This is a genomic window from Cellulomonas sp. ACRRI (genome assembly GCF_022346185.1).
GTDB lineage: Bacteria > Actinomycetota > Actinomycetes > Actinomycetales > Cellulomonadaceae > Cellulomonas.
In genome coordinates this window covers 19,602-36,179 of the sequence record NZ_JAKRMS010000017.1, presented here as the reverse complement: position 1 = coordinate 36,179, position 16,578 = coordinate 19,602, and the positions used below count along the sequence as shown (strand labels likewise).

The window sequence follows — 16,578 nt, the reverse complement described above, 5'->3', positions numbered from 1 at the left end:
TTGAGGTATGTCGTATCGACCTGCACTCCACGCCCCCTGTTCGTCTGCCGGGACCCTACCGCGGCGCCGGGAACGCGAGTCGCCCGGTGGCAGCCCCCCACGCGGCGACGATGCCGACGATCACCAGGACGGCGTAGGCCGCCGTCGCCCCGGGGAGTCGTCCGGTGAGGACGAGAGCGGCACCGACCGTCGCTGCGACGACACCCATGACCCCGAGCGCGGTCCAGGGGACGCCGACCGCAGCTGCGATCACGAGTGCGAGCAGGAGGACGGCGAGAAGAAGTGCCAGCACCGGGAGGAACCCGCCGCCGGTCCCGCGGCGGGTGATCGCGACGATCACCATCAGCACGGCCGCGAGCGTCGTCGCCCACGCGGCGCCCGCCAGCGCGGCGTTCTCGATCCCGGCCATGTCGTCATCGTAGGGAGGCGGAGGCACCGGCCCGACGTCCACAGTGCCGCCCGATGATGCCGAGTGGCACGACCGGGCAGTCGGGTACCGCTGTCAGCAGGCTCCTCCACGTGCTGGCCGGACCGCTCCGGACCCGGAAGAACGCGCTCGGCTAGCCTGCGGGTCAGGTCGGGTCGCGGGAGCGACGGCGGGGTACGGACGTGGAGGAACCAGGGTGGCGCTCGGGCTCGGCCATCACGACGGGGAGCGGCGAGGCAGGGGTGCGCGGCGTGCCCGCTGAGCCCGGACATCGTGGCGCGGAACCGGTGACCCGGGTCCGGGAGGTCGCCACCGAAACAGGCCTGATCGTCTTCGGCACGGTCATCGTCGTGGTCGGCCGAGCGGAGACCGCCGCTCTCGGCATCGGGACGTGGATCACCGCGGTCGGGTTGCTGCTGCTCGTCGGCCGGGTTCTGCGTGACCGCGAGCGCGGTGGGGCGGGTGGTCGTGGGCAGATCGCGACACGCGTGCTGGACGGCGAGCCGGCGGCCGTGCTGCACGAGCACCCGGCCCGCCCGGTCCTCGGCGCTGTGTTCGCCGCGGTCGCGACCGTGCCGTTCGTCGCGCTCGTGTTCGGCGCAGCGCGCCTCGGCGTCGGCGCCGGTGCCGGCGAGGACGTCGCCGTCGTCGTGGTGCTGATCGCGCTGGTCGTGCCGGTGGCGCTCACCGTGGGCGGCCAGCTGCGCCGCGCACTGCGGGCCGGGATCTGGCTGACACCGACCGCGCTGGTCGTGCGAGAGCGCGATGTGACGAGCCGGGTCAGGTGGCCCGACGTGCGCTGGATCGGCGACACGGACGGCCCCGCGTCCGTGGTGCGCGTCGTCGTCCGGGACAGCCACGCCGTGACCGTCGACGCCCGCCGCGGCCGCGACCGGAGACTCCGCGCGGCGCTCGGGGACATCTCCATCCGGACCGGCATGTTCGCGCTGGACGCGCCCGAGCTCGTCGAACTCCTCCGAGCATGCCAGGAACCGGTCGTCGCGGCACGACTCGGGTCGGACGCCGGGCTCGCGCTGGTGCGCGAGTCCCGGAGATCGCGGCCCGCAACTGGGTCCTGACGTTCTGCGGGCACGCGGACCTCCGGCGCCTCAGCCTTCCGCCGCGCCCCGGTCCACCAGCGTGAACACGCTCGCCGGGCTCGACGGGTCCGGGTCGAGCGCGAGCCCGCCCTCCTGGTCCGCCACCACGACGCCCGCGGCCGACGAGATGTTCACCTGCTCCGGCTGGTCCAGCGTCGCGACGTCGAGCTGCTGGTCGGGCGCGGCCGGGTCGCACGGCGCCACGGTGATGACGTCGTCGCCGGGCAGGCTCAGGCAGGACGGCTGGCCGTCGGTGGTGGCCGTCGTCCGGACCTGGAACGTCTCGCCGGTGGGCTCGAACACCCACGTGGTCGGGACGCCGCCGGCCTCGGCGGGGTCGGCGACGGTGGTGACTCCGCCCTCGGTGGTCGTGGTGACCCACTCGCCGCCGTAGGTCTGGATGTCGACCTGGTGGGTGCCGACCAGCAGATCGCCGCCCGCCGTGGCGTCGTCGCCCGCCCCCGCGTCGGACGTCGTCGTGACCGGATCCGGCGCGGGCGCGGTGTCGGTGGTGTCCTCGGCCTCCGCAGTGCCGCCGGTGCACGCCGACGTCCCGACGACGAGGGCGCCGGCCGCGAGGGCGAGCGCGAACGTCCGGGCGTGGGTGCGCGGGCGGCGGGTGGGGGTCGTGATCACGGTGGTCCTCCAGCGGGTCGGCCCGACCGCTGCTCGATCGGTGGTAGCCGCGAGGGACGCTTCCGCACGTCCCTCACCTCGAACGTAACGAGACCGGGGATGCGTGCAACCGGGCCCGCGGACCTGCGCGCGAGTGCCAAAGCGGCGCCGAGTGACTCACATCGACGCCACGAACTATCTCAAATAAGGCACGATTGCTATAGTTGTGTCATGGCATCCCGGCCGCTCGGCTCACGCCTCACCGTCGCCCAGGCCGCCGAGGCCACCGGCCTGAGCCGGTCGCGCGTGGACGCGCTCATCCGGACCGGCAAGATCCGCGCCACCAAGGTCGGCCACCAGTACGTGCTCGACGACCCCCAGCAGCTCGCCGCGCTGACGCACCGGCGCGGCCGACCCATGAGCGTGCGGATGGCGTGGGCACTGATGCTCGTCGTCGACGACCTCGACGTCCCGTGGGCGACGCCGGGGGAGCGCCGGCGCCTCCGTGCCCACGTCGAACGACTGCGGGAGGACGCGGACCCCGCGACCCGGCTCCAGGCACTCGTCGCCGGACGGGCTCGGCGGGTGGCGTACCGGGGCACGGACCCGGCGGGTGTCCTGGCCGACGACGAGATGCTGCCGTCGGGCCTGAGCGACCCGCGCTCCGGGCTGTCTGCCGGCGCGCAGGCCGAGGGCTACGTGCACGAGGACGACTTGCCCCGCGTCGTCCGCCGCCACCTCCTGGTCGACCCGGTCGACAGCCGACCGGACGTGTGGCTGCACGTCTCCGCCTACGTGCCACCGCATGCCCTGCGCCTGCAGGTGGCCGCCGACCTCGCCGAGCACGGTGGCCCCCGCGAGCGCGTGCGTGCGAGCGCGATCGTCGCCGAGGCACTGGGCATCTGACCGCCGCCATGATCGTCCTGCCTCCGATGCCGCCGGCTCAGCGAGCGGCGTGGCACGCGCTCATGGACCTGCACGAGCGGATGCCCACCGGGTGGACGATGGTCGGCGGTCAGATGGTCCACCTGCACTGCGCGGAGCGCGGTCGGGCGCCGTCCCGTCCGACGGACGACCTCGACGCGGCGATCGACGTGCGCGCCGACAGCCGGGCGCTGGCGCGGTTCACGGGCGCCCTGCGTGATCTGGGCTTCCGGCCCGACGGCGCGTCGTGGCAGGGGTACGAACACCGGTGGGTCCGCGAACCCGCAAGTGTGGACGTCCTGATCCCCCGGGGCCTCCGGCCGTCGAGCAGGGCACGTAGGACGGTGACGGGGCGGCAGACGATCGAGACCTACGGTGCGCAGCAGGCGGTCGACCGTTCCGCCAGCGTGCCCGTGCTGGTCGACAGCCGCCGCGGCACGATCCGCCGGCCGAGCCTGCTCGGCGCGCTCGTCGGCAAGGCGGCGGCGATCCGCATCGCGGGGGATCCCGGCTCGGCTCGCCACGTCCACGACTTCGCGGTGCTCGCCACGCTGGTCCGCTCGGAGGACGCCGTGCACGCCGCCGGTCGGCGGGACCGCGAGCACCTCGACAACATGCTGGGCCGCATGGTCACCGACACGTCGTGGCGCTCGGTCGACGGCGCGGCAGAGGGTGTCGCCCGGCTGCGGCTCGCGCTGGAGCCGGAGCCCGACGCGCGGCGCGAGCCCCGACCGTCGTCGCCCTGGACCTGACCGCGGCGCACTCCTCCCGAGCACGCCGCGAGGGGCGGACCCACCCACGGGCCCGCCCCTCGCCTCGACCGCCCTACCGGGCGCCGACCGCCGTCACCCCTGCGTCAGCGGCGCCAGCGTGTCGTCGTCCTTGTACACGTCGGCCGCGTTCTCCTTCGTCACGATCACGGGCGTCAGCAGGAACGACGGCACGACCTTGACCCCGTTGTCGTACGACTCGGTGTCGTTGATCTCCGGCTCCTCGCCCTTCTGCAGCGCCTGGATCTCCTTGATCGTCTGCGCCACGAGCTCGCGGGTGTCCTTGTAGATCGTCGAGTACTGCTCGCCGGCCATGATCGACTTCACCGACTCGACCTCGGAGTCCTGGCCGGTGACGACCGGGGTCTCCTTGCCCGCCTGCGCGACGGAGGTGAGCGCGGCGCGGCCGAGGGTGTCGTTCGGCGACAGGACGCCGTCGAGCTCCTCGGAGCCGTACGAGCCGGCGAGGATCGTGTCCATGCGCTTCTGCGCGTTCTCGGCCTTCCAGCCCTGCGTCGCGACCTGCTCGAACGACGTCTGGCCGGAGACGACCACGAGGGTGCCGTCGTCGATCTTCGGCTGCAGGACGCTCATCGCACCCTCGAAGAACGGCGTGGAGTTGGCGTCGTCGGGGGAGCCGGCGATGAGCTCGATGTTGTACGGGCCCTCGCCCTTGCGCTCGGCCAGGCCGTCGAGCAGCGCCTGCCCCTGCAGGACGCCGACCTGGTAGTTGTCGAACGCCACGTACATGTCGACGGCGTCGGTGTTCTTCACCAGGCGGTCGTAGGCGATGACGTGGGCGCCGGAGTCGACCGCCGCCTCGAGCTGGGAGCCCAGCTGCGAGCCGTCGATCGCGCCCACGACGATCACGCTGGCGCCCTGCTCGGTCATGGCCTGGATCTGGTTCTGCTGCTCGGTGACGCCGCTGTTCGCGAACTGCACGATCGGGTTGTACCCGGCCTCGGTCAGCCCGTCCTTGAACAGCTGCTCGGCGAGCACCCAGTTCTCCGACGTCTTCTGCGGCAGGGCGACGCCGATGGTGGCGTCGGCCGCGAAGCCGCCGCCGCTCTCGGACGACCCGGCGGTCTCCTCGGTGGACGACCCGCCACGCTCGGACGAGCAGCCGGACAGGAGCAGTGCTCCGGCGGCCCCGGCGGCGACCAGCGCCGCAGTCAGCTTCTTCATGGGTGGTGTCACTCTTCCTGGTTGGGCACCCGTCGTTGGGTGCGGTCGAGCGTCGTGCCGGGGGTCGGCACGATGGAGTGCGGGTGTGGGGTCGGGGGAAGGCGCCGGCCGTCAGCTGCGCGCGAGCGTCTCGTTCTGCGACACCGGCACCGCGCCGGTCCCGGCGGTGCTGTCGTCGGGGCCGGGGCCCTCGGGTCGGCTCCGCCGCGCGCCCTTCATCAGCAGCCCGACGATCGAGGGCCGGCCCTGGACCTTGTTGTAGACGTCGAAGGCGACCGCGGCGAGCAGCACCAGGCCCTTGATCATCTGGGTGCTGTCAGAGCCGACGCCCATGAGCTGCAGGCCGTTGTTCAGCACGGCCATGACAAGGCCGCCGATGAGCGACCCGACGACGGTGCCGACGCCGCCGGAGACCGCCGCGCCGCCGATGAACACCGCGGCGATCGCGTCGAGCTCCCAGTTGGTGCCGTCGAACGGCCCGGAGGCGGTCGACCGGCCGATGAAGACGATGCCGGCCAGCGCCGCCAGCACGGACATGTTCATCATGACGAAGAAGTTGGTGCGGCGGATGTTGACGCCGGACAGCGCCGCCGCGACCTTGTTGCCGCCGACCGCGTACACGTGCCGGCCGGTGATCGTGCGGCTCGAGACGAAGCCGTACACCAGGACCAGGACCCCGAGGATGACGCCGGAGACCGGGAACGATGTGCCGACGCGGCCGCTGCCGAACAGGACGGTGGCGTAGGCGATGACGGCGCCGAGGGCGACCATCCGCGTGATCGACACCCACAGCGGGACCGGGGTGCCGCCGAGGCGGCGGGCGGAGCGGCGCTTGCGGAGTTCGCCGTAGACGACGCCCGCGATCGCGAGGATGCCGAGCAGCAGCGTCCAGTTGTTCAGGCCGGTGTTCGGGCCCCACTCGGGCAGGTAGCCGGCGCCGAGCGTCTGGATCTCCTCGGGGACCGGGACGGTGTTCGACTTGCCGATGTACTGGTTGGCGCCGCGGAAGAACATCATCCCGGCGAGCGTGGTGATGAAGCCCGGGATGCCGACGTAGGCGACCCAGAACCCCTGCCAGGCGCCGATCACCGCGCCGACGGCCAGGCCGAGCAGGATGCCCGCCCACCAGGGGATGCCCCAGTCGCGGATCGCCAGCGCCACGATGATGCCGACCACGGCGGCCACCGACCCGACCGACAGGTCGATGTGCCCGGCGATGATCACCAGCACCATGCCGATCGCCAGGATCAGCACGTACGAGTTGCCGTTGATGATGTTCTGCGCGTTGGTCGGCGTGAGCACCTTCCCGCCCGTGGCGATCTGGAAGATGATCACCAGCGCGATCAGCGCGAACACCATGCCGAACTGGCGGGCGCCGCCGCCGAACAGCTGCTTGAGAGACGTCATCGTCCGGTCGTCCTTCGCTGGATCAGGGGGTGGTGAGGGCGGGGCTGGTGCCGGTCATCAGCCGCATCAGGGACTCCTGGTCGGCCTGCTCCCGGTCGAGGACGCCGGTGACCCGGCCCTCGAAGATCGTGTAGATCCGGTCGCACAGGCCGAGCAGCTCCGGCAGCTCGGAGGAGATGACCACGACGCCCTTGCCCGCGTCGGCCAGGCGCTGGACCAGGCCGTAGATCTCGTACTTCGCGCCGACGTCCACGCCGCGGGTCGGCTCGTCGAGGATCAGCAGGTCCGGCTCCGGGAACATCCACTTCCCGAGCAGCGCCTTCTGCTGGTTGCCGCCCGACAGCTTGGCGACGCCCTGCCGGACCGACGGCGTCCGGATGTTCAGCGACTTCCGGTAGCGCTCGGAGGCCAGGAACGCGGTGTCGGTGTCGAGGACCCGGTGCTTGGTGATCCGCTTGAGGTCGGCCGACACGATGGTGTCGAGGATGCTGTCCAGCAGGTTCAGGCCCTGGACCTTCCGGTCCTCCGGGACGTAGGCGATCTTGTGGTCGATGGCCTGCTGGACGGTGTGCAGCTCGACCGGCTCGCCGTCGATGAGGATCTCGCCGCCGCGGAACCGCCCGTACGACCGGCCGAAGATCGACCGCGCGAGCTCGGTGCGGCCGGCGCCCATGATCCCGGCGAAGCCGACGATCTCGCCGTGCCGCACCTCGAACGCCGACCCCTTGCAGACCATCCGGTCCGCGACCGTCGGGTGCTCGACCCACCAGTCCCGCACCTCGAAGAACGTCTCGCCGATGTTCGGGGTGTGGTCCGGGAACCGGTGGTCGAGGGAGCGGCCGACCATGCCGCGGATGATCCGGTCCTCGTCGACCTCGCCCGCTCCGGCGTCCAGCGTCTCGACCGTCTTCCCGTCCCGGATGATCGTGATCGAGTCGGCGATGGCGGCGATCTCGTTGAGCTTGTGGCTGATCATGATGCTGGTCATGCCCTTCGCGCGGAGGTCGCGCAGCAGGTCCAGCAGGTGCGCGGAGTCCTCCTCGTTCAGCGCCGACGTCGGCTCGTCGAGGATCAGCAGCCTCACGTCCTTGGCCAGCGCCCGGGCGATCTCCACGAGCTGCTGCTGGCCGACGCCGATGTTCTTGACCTGCTCGTCGGGGGAGATGGTCAGGTCGACTCGGGCCAGCAGCTCCGCCGCCTTCTCGCGGGTGGCGTCCCAGTCGATGCCGAGCGGCCCGGCGACCTCGTTGCCGAGGAAGATGTTCTCCGCGATCGACAGCTCGGGGATGAGCGCCAGCTCCTGGTGGATGATCACGATGCCGGCCCGCTCGCTGGACTTGATGTCCTTGAACCGGACCTCCTCGCCCTGGTAGACGATTTCGCCGGAGTAGGTGCCGTGCGGGTAGACGCCGGACAGGATCTTCATCAGCGTCGACTTGCCGGCGCCGTTCTCGCCGCAGATCGCGTGGATCTCGCGCTCGCGCACCGTCATCCGGACCTGGTCCAGCGCCGTCACGCCGGGGAAGGTCTTGGTGATCGACCTCATCTCGAGGACGACGGGGGTGTCCAGCATCGTGCCTGCTCCCTGTGCCGCGCTGCACGGCCGGCGTCGGTGCCGGTCTGTCGAGCTCGCGGTGGACGCTAGGACCGCCGAGGCCTACGCGTCAACCTCTGAAGGCAATGCCGCGCCTTGGCGTGACCAAACCGCAACCTGCGCCGTACGTGGCGGCCCGAATGTGGGCGAACCGGGGCGGCTCGGGCGTGGTCGCCGGCCCGGTCGGGAGATTGCCGACAACCTCTGAAGGCAATCCAGTGGGGCGGTTGAAGCCAGGGCTAGCGCGTCGCCCACGCCGGGCGGACGGCCCGGGTCGCCCCGGCGATGGCCCCGATGATCTCCTCGGGTGCCGACGTCGCCGCGTCGAACGACCCGTTGTTCCGGCCGTGCCGCAGCACCTCGATCCGGTCGGCCACCGCCCGCAGGTCCGCCAGGTTGTGGCTGATGATCACGACGCCGAGGCCCATCTCGCGGAGCCGCTCGACCAGCATCAGCACCTCGGCGGTCTGCACGACGGACAGCGCGGCGGTGGGCTCGTCGAGCACGAGGATCCGGGGCCGCGTCGTCAGCGTCCGGGCGATGGCGACGGCCTGCCGCTGCCCGCCGGACAGCTCGCGCACGGGCGTCCGGACGGACGGCACGGTGATCGTCAGGTCCCGGAGGATCTGCGCGGACGCCAGCTCCATGCCGTCGATGTCCATCGGGCTGCGCTTCGACGCGCGCAGCTCGCGGCCGAGGAAGATGTTCGCCGCGACGCTGAGGTTCTCGCACAGGGCGAGGTCCTGGAACACCGTCGAGATGCCGAGGGCGTGCGCGCCTGCGGGGTTGGGGATGGCGACGGGGTCGCCGTCGATCTCGATGGTGCCGCTGTCGGGCTGCAGCACGCCGGAGATGATCTTGGCGAGCGTCGACTTCCCGGCCCCGTTGTCGCCGACCAGCGCGACGACCTCGTGCGCGTGCACGGTGAGGTCGGCGTCGGTCAGCGCCTCGACGGCGCCGAACCGCTTGGTGACCTTGCGCAGGGCGAGCAGGGGCGGGCCGCCGGGCTGGGATCGGCCCTGCTGCTGCGTCGTCGTCCACTCCACGTCGAGTGCCACGGTCTCAGTCTCCGTCCGGCCGGGCGTATGTGGGGAGGGTCGTGCGGGTGTTTTCCAGCGCGAGCAGCACCGCGCCCATGACCTCGGCGTTCGGGCCGAGCTCCGCGGCGACCACCTCGAGCGGCGCGATGTGGTTGAGCGGCACCCGGCGGCGGATCGCCTCGCGCATCGGGCCGATCAGCAGCTCGCCGGTCTCGGCGAGCTCGCCGCCGACGACCACGCACTGCGGGTTCACGGCGATGGCCAGGCCCGCGACGACGGCGCCGATGGTGGCGCCGGCGTCCTCGACGACCTGGCGGCAGCCGGGGTCGCCGTCGTTGGCGAGGGCGACGATGTCTCTGAGCGTGAGTGAGCCGCGGCTGGCGCGGAGGACCTCGATGAGCGCCGGGGCGCCGACGACGGTGTTGAGGCAGCCGCGGCTCCCGCAGAGGCAGACCTGGCCCTGGGCGTCGACCTGCACGTGGCCGATCTCGCCCGCCGTGCCGGCGAAGCCGCGGTGCAGGTTCTGGTGCAGGGAGATGCCGGCGCCGGTGCCGTGGGACGCGCGGACGTAGACGGAGTCCTGGAAGTGCCGGCTGGCGCCAAGGCGGCTCTCGGCGAGGGCGCCGAGGTTGGCGTCGTTGTCGACGAACACCGGGACGCCGAGGCGCTTGGACATGACCTGGGCGACGGGGGCGTCGTCCCAGCCGCGGAGGATGCCGGGGACCGAGACGGTGCCGGTCGCGGCGTCGACCGGGGCGGGCAGGCCGATGCCGATGCCGAGGAGCTCGTCGAGGCCGGAGCCGACGCGCTCGAGGATCTCGACGATGAGAAGGGCCGCGCGGTCGAGGCTGGTGTCGGCGCGGTGCTCGTGAGGCAGGGGGAGGGCCTGCTCGACGAGCACCTGGTGGGCCGAATCGGTGAGGGTGATGCTCATGTGGCGCGTGCCGACGTGGACGCCCGCCGCCAGGCCCGTGCGGTGGACCATCGTGACGAGCATGGCGCGGCGGCCGTTGTGGATCGTGGCGCGGACGTCGACCTCGCCCGCTTGTTGGAGCTCGCGGACGATGTTGCTGACCGTGGCGGCGCTCAGGCCCGTGGTGGAGGCGAGCTCGACCTGGGTGAGGCCGCCGTAGCGGCGGATGGTGTCGACGACCGTGGCGCGGTTGGCTTCGCGCAGGGCTGTTTGGGAGCCGGCCATGTGGGTGTGGGCCTCCCGTCCTGCCGCGCCGTCACTGTGTGCTGGGGGGAGGGTACTCCGGGGAGGCATTGAACAGCGCCGGTGACAGGGGCGAACGAGTTCCGCATCACGACGCTGGTGAGCGGCTGCCTAACCGGCGGCGTCCGAAGTCTGGTGCCCGAGATAAGCCCCTGTGCCTCGTGTGGGCACAGGGGCTTCGCCCACGTACCGAAGTAGGTCGTCGCGCCGCCGATCTGGCGGTACGGGCGGCGCAAGGGCGGCGCGACGACGACTCGGAGAGGGCGACGACGGTCAGTGCGGGTGCCGGACGGACTGCAGCAGCTCACCGGTTCCGGTCACCGTCCAGAACGACCATCCGTTGCGGTTCGGGTTCACGTCGGGACGGAATCGCGAGACCACTGCGATCGCTGCGCCGCTCGGGCTCTTGAACGACTTCCCCGCGAGCGGGCCGTCTGTGATGGTGACCCGCCTGCTCGCGAGCTCGTACACGGCATTTGTTCGGTGGCCGTCGTAGATCGCGTGGATCTCGAGGCCTCCGTCGAGTCCCTCGTCAACGGTCGCGGCGGTGGAGAACGCCGCGGGTCGGCTCCGCTCGATCAGTCTGCGGATCACTTCGCCGGGCGAGATCGCCGCGGTGTCGGCTGCAAGCTGGATGGCGAACGCGGTCTGGTTATCGACCTCAATGTGGGGCACGGGAGACTCCTTCGGTTGGGTGGCGCTTCCAACACAGTCTCCTCGTCCTACTATTTGCTGTCAATACTGCTGACAGCCTGCGGGCTCGTGATACCCAAGCGCGCTGCCGTGCCAGCGCCTGAACGCCTGCGCCGAGGCGCGCTGCGCGGAGTCGATCCCGTGCTCGTCCAGACCGCGCCGTGACACCAGCCGCGTGCTCGAATCGTGCCGATGCCGGCGCGTCGCCATGCACCTCGCTGTCCGAGTCTTCAAGAAGGTCAGTCGCCAGCCGATGTACGAGTGAAACGAGGTGCGCGATCGGGGGCAGAGTGTGGCTGAGTTCGAGTGGGTCACGAAGGTTGGAGACATCGGTACGAGAGCCGAACTGAAGGAGTTGTACGGCGGCAGCGTCTACTCAGGTGGAGTTGTGGAGTCCGCCACGACGCCCAACGTTCTCCTCTTCTCGGACCCCGCTGAAGGCCTGAAGTACGGATACCGCTACGACGGTGCAGCGCCGGACGGACGCGCTTTTTACTACACCGGTAGGGGCACGGTGGGAGATCAGACGATCGCTCGTAACCGGGCGATCGTCGAACACAAGGAGCAGGGGCGCACGCTCAGGCTCTTCGAGGCCGTGGGCGTCGTGAAGGGCACCCGTACCAAGCTCCAGCGATACCTTGGTGAGTTCCAAGTCGATCCCGATGATCCGTATCGCCGAGAGCCTGCCCGAGATGCGCTCAAGGCTTCCCGCACTGTTCTCGTCTTCCGCCTGTTACCCGTGGACGACGAGGCGGCCGCCGGCCTTGCTGCTGAAGAGCGGTCCGCCATCGAGCCGTCGGACGCTCGCGCACAGCTCGTTCCGCTGGAAGTCAACTCACACACGTTCTACGAGACCGGCGGTTCGCTGCCCGGCACGGCGTCGAAGGACGAGGCGGTGCTCGTTGACGAGTTCGTGGCGACTCTTGGTGGTGATGATCGAGTCCAGCGGTGGGCAATCACGTTGCCGGGAGGATCGGGAGTCCTGCTTACCGATCCTTTTGATCTGTCGACCAGGACACTGTACGAGGCGAAGAACTCTGCCTCGCGCAACAACATTCGAATGGCCATCGGACAGCTGCTCGACTACCGCAGGCACGTGCCCGTCACCGGCTTGCGATGCGTCGTGCTGCTGCCCGAGCGGCCGAGCGAGGATCTGTGCGATCTGATTGCGGGCGCTGGGATGGGGCTGGTGCACCAGACACGGGACGGCTTCACACTGGCGTTCTAGTGGCACGCGGCGAGCGTCGAAAGCGGAGGAGCGTGCGTCTCCGCGGTGCTCGGTGCGGCCCTAGTGCCTCCTCGTTGACCTACTGCCGCGCGCGTCCTAGCGTCGTCCCCGACCGCACCGCCCCTCCGGGCCCCCGACCCCCTCCACGTCACGCGCTAGGGTCGCCGCGCCGCGGGACATCGACGTCCCAGGGGGCGGCGCCGGCCGACGTGGACAGGGGGAGTCACATGCGCATGCGTCAACTCCGTCGCGGACTCGTGGGCGTCGTAGCCCCGCTCGCGGTCGCCGCACTGCTCGTCTCAGGCGGTCCCGCCGCCCTGGGGGCCGACGACACCACCGACCGCTGGGGCGGTGACAAGGGCGGTGGCCACCACGACACCGCGACCATCACGTCCGAGCCGTGGGGCACCACCGAAGACGGCACCGCCGTCGAGCGGTACACGCTCAGCAACCGCGGCATGACTGTCCGGATCCTTACGTACGGCGGCATCATCCAGTCGCTCGAGGTCCCGAACGGCCGCAAGGACCCGGTAAACGTCGTCCTCGGCTTCGCCGACCTGCAGGGCTACCTCGACAACAACAACCCGGGCCCGTACTTCGGCGCGCTCATCGGCCGGTACGGCAACCGCATCGCGAACGGCCAGTTCGAGCTCGACGGCACCACGTACCAGCTGCCGATCAACAACGACCCGAACAGCCTGCACGGCGGGTTCAACGGCTTCGACACCAAAGTCTGGACCGCGACGCCGATCCAGAACAACGGCACGGTCGGGCTCCAGCTCAACTACCTGAGCCCCGACGGCGAGGAGGGCTACCCGGGCAACCTCGACGTCCAGGTCACATACACGCTGACCCGCGACCAGAAGCTCGAGATCCACTACATCGCGACCACGGACGCACCGACGGTCGTGAACCTGACGAACCACACCTACTGGAACCTCCAGGGCGAGGGCACGTCGTCGATCCTCGACCACGAGCTCACGCTGCCGGCCAGCGGCTACACGCCGGTCGACTCGACGCTGATCCCGACCGGTGAGATCGCCGACGTGTCGGGCACGCCGATGGACTTCCGGTCGGCGACGCCGATCGGCGAGCGCATCCGCGAGCCGTTCGAGCAGCTGCTGTTCGGGCAGGGCTACGACCACAACTGGGTGCTCGACCGGCCCGACGACGGCAGCCTTCAGCTGGCGGCGAAGCTGCGTGACCCGGACTCCGGGCGGACGTTGAAGATGTGGACGACCGAGCCGGGGATCCAGTTCTACTCGGGCAACTTCCTGGACGCGACGCTCGTCGGCACCGGCGGGCACGTGTACCGGCAGTCCGACGGGCTGGCGCTCGAGACGCAGCACTTCCCGGACTCGCCGAACCAGCCGCAGTTCCCGAGTACGACGCTGCGGCCGGGGGAGACGTACGACACGACAACGGTGTTCGACCTGTCGCGCGGGCGGCGGTGACGCGGTTCCTCGACTACGGATGCAGGGGGCCCGCCCGTGCGGCGGGGCCCCCCTGCAGCCGGCGTTGTCGCGCCGCGCTGTCCGACGACGGGCTGGCCCGGACAGGTTACGGGTGGCTCGCCGGATCGCGCGGCGGCGCGAGGTCGATAGCCAGACTCCTTCCGGCGTCGCCGGCGTACCGGAGAAGGTCGTCCTGACGCGGCTGGCCGATCACCAGCCGGTACGCACCGACGGTGCGTAGGAGCCGGTCGCGTTGCTGCTCTTCGCGGCTCAGCGGCATCGCCGCGATGTACCGCTCGATCCGCGCGCCGTCTGGAGCAGTGGCGATCCAGAACGGTTCGATGTCGCTGGCCCCTGGCCGCCGTGCCTCGCGGGCAGCGGCGAACACCGCATCCCAGGGGTCGTCGTGGAGGGTGAGCGCTGCGGCACGGTGGCGAGCGGCGACGTTCTTGCGTACGGCGTGGCCCTTGTAGCGGTGCACGCGCCCTTCGCGCTGCTCGAGATCGACCGGGTTACCGGGGAGGTTCCAGTGCACGACGGCGTGGGAGTAGGTGTGAAAGTCGAGACCCTCCTGGCCGACGGACGTCGAGGCGAGCACGAACGGGCGGAACGGCGAGTTGTAGGCCATGCGGATCGTCGACTCGCGCATGGCCGCCTTGTCGCTGGTCTCAGCCCGACCGAACCTGGCGGCGAAGTGGCTGCTCATGTGGCGGTCGACGAGTCGAATCTCCCCGTCAGACACGTGTACGTCCGCCACCGCGTTCGTCGCCGTGCGCGTGGACAGGGCCTCGACCATCGCTTCGGCAATGGATCGGGACCGCATGAGCGGCGTCGCGTCCACGAGTCCTTCCGACTCGAGCAGCACGTGCGCGTACTCGTCCAGGACCGCCTGCAGACATCCGTCTAGCGCATGCTCGAGGATCGCCCGCCAGTACGACTCGTCGTCCTGCGCGCGGACGAGCGCGATGATCTCCGGCTTGTTGAACAGCGATCGCAGACCCTGTGCGACGTCGAACGCGTGACGTCGCAGTTCCGAGTCGGCCCACCGCTCGGGTCCCCCCGCCACGCGGCCGAGTGCTCGGAGCGCGCACGTGCCCGGGGCCGCGATGGCCATGGTCGTCAGGACGTCGACGAGGTCGTCGGGGCGTCGGCCCAGTTCCAACGACGTGACGGCCTGCGCGGTGCGCAGGTGCGCGATGAGTCGGGACTCGTGATCGTCGTCTTGTTGGGACCAGCGCGACAAAGAGTTCCGAACCGGCTTCTGCTCCTCGGGGGAGACCACCTCGTCCAGCAGGAACGGCGCTGCCCAGTACCAGCTCTGGTCCACGCGTTCGGACGTCGTGTCGCCCTTCGGTAGGCGGTCGACGAGGGCACTGACCCGTGCTCGGACGGCGTCGGCGAGTCGGGTGCGGTTCAGCGGGATCTCGGCCGTGGCGCGAGCGACGTCGAGCGGGTCGCCCGCGCGCGCAAGTGTCAGGCTGGGGTACAGGAGGGCGAGCGTGGACATCCCGGCGACCCGGTCACCTGCCATCCGGAACTGGAGCGGCGGAGCCAGCGGCCTGTCGTCGTAGGTTCGGGCGAGTCTCGCGGCTTCGAGCGTGCGGCGTTCGGCCTCGTAGCTCATCACGACCGAGATCGCCTTGGGGACGACGGACCATGCGGAGAAGACCAGGCGCTTCGTGAACGACTGGAGGTCGGGCTGGGCGTATGCGCCGCCGAGGTCGTAGTACGGAAGGGACGGCGGCAGCCACGCGAGGCGCCATGTCTGCCGGTCGAGGACGTCGGCGCAAAGCCCACGCATCTTGGCGTTGCCGGGGTCGACGGCGCGGTAGTGGTGGATGTCGTCCCAGTCCAGGAGCCCGGCGCCAGAGCGCAGGGCGGTCGCGACGCCGGCATCCTGGCGTTCCGCGGCCGCGTGGAAGCGCGTCCTGACCTGGTAGGCGCCGCGCTCCATGAGGTTGAGCGGGTAGGGCGATGATCGCCAGTACTCGAACACGTCGTGGGTATCGACAAGTCGTGCGACGTCGTCGAGGACCCGCCACGAACGCACGTCGTCCGGCGAGAGTGCGAGGCCTGGCAGCGGCTTGTCGGTCAGCATGCCGTCTCGGTCCGGGGTCGACGCGAGGCGTTCGGTGCGGCACATGACACGACGCAGCTCGTGCTGGACGCGGTCGCGCGCTGCCACGGCGAGCCTGTCGTCGTCGCCTGAGACGAGGGACTCGCGCATCGCGCGCAGAGACTGCTCGACGACGTGGGCGCGGTCGTCGCCGGCGAGGAAGCGGGTCGTCCTGACGAAGTCGCTGTAGTGGTCATCCCCGTCGGGCTCGTCGGGGAGCGTGTACATCTTGTACGGCGTCGCCGAGAGCAGCAGCACTCTGGCGGACGGGTGGTCGAAGATCGCGTTCGCGAGCCGGGCGCCTTCGTCGTCGGCCCCGTCGAGGAGGTCCTTGAAGCGCTGGAACTCGTCGAGGATGACGAGGTCCGGTTCCAGGTGGTCGACGGCAGCCCGTGCGACGAGTCCGCGGAGGGTTCCGATGAGCCTGTACCGGCGGTCGCTCAGGTGGGGCTTCGGCTTGCCACGCAGGTAGTTGAAGTCCTGCACGCACTCGTCGATCTCGACGCGCAGCGGCTGTCCGCCAGGACCGGTTGTGGAGTCGATCGCCGCGCCGAAGGCTTGGCACAGCGCATAGTCGAGCGACGACCGGTCGAACCAGGCGAGGGCGGCCTCGAAGTTCTCCCGGCTCATGCCGCCCTCGAAGAAGCGCTTCCACCTCGTGGCGTGGACCGCATCCGCCCCCCAGGCTTCGGCGAGCATCCAGTACAGGAGCACTCGCTCCTCGTACTTGCCGCCCGAGTACCCGACGTTGAACGAGGTGCCCGGGGTGAAGGAGACGAAGTTGACCCGTCGGTCCCGGAGATCGCGGA

14 protein-coding genes are annotated in these 16,578 nt (G+C 70.6%); 5 read left to right on the top strand and 9 right to left on the bottom strand.

Annotation, left to right across the window (positions count from 1 at the left end):
* Window positions 1-55: 55 nt before the first annotated feature.
* A complete protein-coding gene (locus MHY85_RS05670) occupies window positions 56-409 on the bottom strand; it encodes a hypothetical protein (RefSeq protein ID WP_239194023.1) in 354 nt (117 codons plus the stop codon).
* A gap of 305 nt (window positions 410-714) precedes the next feature.
* Between MHY85_RS05670 and MHY85_RS05665 the strand changes: the two genes are divergently transcribed.
* Window positions 715-1,506 carry a hypothetical protein gene (locus MHY85_RS05665; protein ID WP_239194021.1) on the top strand — a complete coding sequence of 264 codons (792 nt, stop codon included), beginning with the start codon at window positions 715-717 and terminating at the stop codon, window positions 1,504-1,506.
* Window positions 1,507-1,536: 30 nt separating this feature from the next.
* On the opposite strand, the gene MHY85_RS05660 is transcribed toward MHY85_RS05665, so the two are convergent.
* Window positions 1,537-2,163 (bottom strand): hypothetical protein, encoded by a 627-nt coding sequence (locus MHY85_RS05660; RefSeq protein ID WP_239194019.1) that lies wholly within the window; start codon window positions 2,161-2,163, stop codon window positions 1,537-1,539.
* Window positions 2,164-2,373: 210 nt separating this feature from the next.
* On the opposite strand from MHY85_RS05660, the gene MHY85_RS05655 reads away from it, so the two are divergent.
* A complete protein-coding gene (locus tag MHY85_RS05655; protein WP_239194018.1) occupies window positions 2,374-3,048 on the top strand; it encodes a helix-turn-helix domain-containing protein in 675 nt (224 codons plus the stop codon).
* Between the two features lie 8 nt (window positions 3,049-3,056).
* Complete coding sequence (locus tag MHY85_RS05650) at window positions 3,057-3,818, top strand: hypothetical protein (RefSeq protein WP_239194016.1); 762 nt, start codon at window positions 3,057-3,059, stop codon at window positions 3,816-3,818.
* 93 nt (window positions 3,819-3,911) lie between these two features.
* Here MHY85_RS05650 and MHY85_RS05645 read toward each other — a convergent pair whose 3' ends face one another.
* From MHY85_RS05645 to MHY85_RS05620, 6 genes are all read right to left on the bottom strand, one after another.
* Window positions 3,912-5,021 carry a sugar-binding protein gene (locus tag MHY85_RS05645; protein ID WP_239194014.1) on the bottom strand — a complete coding sequence of 370 codons (1,110 nt, stop codon included), beginning with the start codon at window positions 5,019-5,021 and terminating at the stop codon, window positions 3,912-3,914.
* Window positions 5,022-5,132: 111 nt separating this feature from the next.
* Window positions 5,133-6,428, bottom strand: coding sequence for a multiple monosaccharide ABC transporter permease (gene mmsB, locus MHY85_RS05640; protein ID WP_239194012.1), 1,296 nt, complete (start codon window positions 6,426-6,428; stop codon window positions 5,133-5,135).
* A gap of 22 nt (window positions 6,429-6,450) precedes the next feature.
* A complete protein-coding gene (gene mmsA, locus MHY85_RS05635) occupies window positions 6,451-8,001 on the bottom strand; it encodes a multiple monosaccharide ABC transporter ATP-binding protein (RefSeq protein WP_239194010.1) in 1,551 nt (516 codons plus the stop codon).
* 260 nt (window positions 8,002-8,261) lie between these two features.
* Window positions 8,262-9,068: an ATP-binding cassette domain-containing protein gene (locus MHY85_RS05630; RefSeq protein ID WP_239194047.1), complete on the bottom strand. Its 807-nt coding sequence runs from the start codon at window positions 9,066-9,068 to the stop codon at window positions 8,262-8,264.
* 16 nt (window positions 9,069-9,084) lie between these two features.
* Window positions 9,085-10,260 (bottom strand): ROK family transcriptional regulator, encoded by a 1,176-nt coding sequence (locus tag MHY85_RS05625; protein ID WP_158372643.1) that lies wholly within the window; start codon window positions 10,258-10,260, stop codon window positions 9,085-9,087.
* 291 nt (window positions 10,261-10,551) lie between these two features.
* Window positions 10,552-10,953, bottom strand: coding sequence for a hypothetical protein (locus tag MHY85_RS05620; RefSeq protein ID WP_239194008.1), 402 nt, complete (start codon window positions 10,951-10,953; stop codon window positions 10,552-10,554).
* 310 nt (window positions 10,954-11,263) lie between these two features.
* Between MHY85_RS05620 and MHY85_RS05615 the strand changes: the two genes are divergently transcribed.
* Window positions 11,264-12,199: a hypothetical protein gene (locus MHY85_RS05615; RefSeq protein WP_239194006.1), complete on the top strand. Its 936-nt coding sequence runs from the start codon at window positions 11,264-11,266 to the stop codon at window positions 12,197-12,199.
* Between the two features lie 227 nt (window positions 12,200-12,426).
* The gene (locus tag MHY85_RS05610) at window positions 12,427-13,653 is read left to right on the top strand and encodes an aldose epimerase family protein (RefSeq protein ID WP_239194004.1); all 1,227 of its coding nucleotides are present in this window, start codon (window positions 12,427-12,429) and stop codon (window positions 13,651-13,653) included.
* Between the two features lie 106 nt (window positions 13,654-13,759).
* Here MHY85_RS05610 and MHY85_RS22025 read toward each other — a convergent pair whose 3' ends face one another.
* On the bottom strand, window positions 13,760-14,359 hold the full coding sequence (locus MHY85_RS22025; protein ID WP_374232949.1) for a helicase-related protein: 600 nt from the start codon (window positions 14,357-14,359) through the stop codon (window positions 13,760-13,762).
* Between the last annotated feature and the right edge of the window lie 2,219 nt (window positions 14,360-16,578).

Coding starts and splice junctions, on each gene's coding strand:
- MHY85_RS05670 (WP_239194023.1), bottom strand. CDS start 409: ATGGCCGGGATCGAGAACGCCGCGCTGGCGGGCGCCGCGTGGGCGACG.
- MHY85_RS05655 (WP_239194018.1), top strand. CDS start 2,374: ATGGCATCCCGGCCGCTCGGCTCACGCCTCACCGTCGCCCAGGCCGCC.
- MHY85_RS05650 (WP_239194016.1), top strand. CDS start 3,057: ATGATCGTCCTGCCTCCGATGCCGCCGGCTCAGCGAGCGGCGTGGCAC.
- MHY85_RS05645 (WP_239194014.1), bottom strand. CDS start 5,021: ATGAAGAAGCTGACTGCGGCGCTGGTCGCCGCCGGGGCCGCCGGAGCA.
- mmsB (WP_239194012.1), bottom strand. CDS start 6,428: ATGACGTCTCTCAAGCAGCTGTTCGGCGGCGGCGCCCGCCAGTTCGGC.
- mmsA (WP_239194010.1), bottom strand. CDS start 8,001: ATGCTGGACACCCCCGTCGTCCTCGAGATGAGGTCGATCACCAAGACC.
- MHY85_RS05625 (WP_158372643.1), bottom strand. CDS start 10,260: ATGGCCGGCTCCCAAACAGCCCTGCGCGAAGCCAACCGCGCCACGGTC.
- MHY85_RS05610 (WP_239194004.1), top strand. CDS start 12,427: ATGCGCATGCGTCAACTCCGTCGCGGACTCGTGGGCGTCGTAGCCCCG.
- MHY85_RS22025 (WP_374232949.1), bottom strand. CDS start 14,359: ATGAGCAGCCACTTCGCCGCCAGGTTCGGTCGGGCTGAGACCAGCGAC.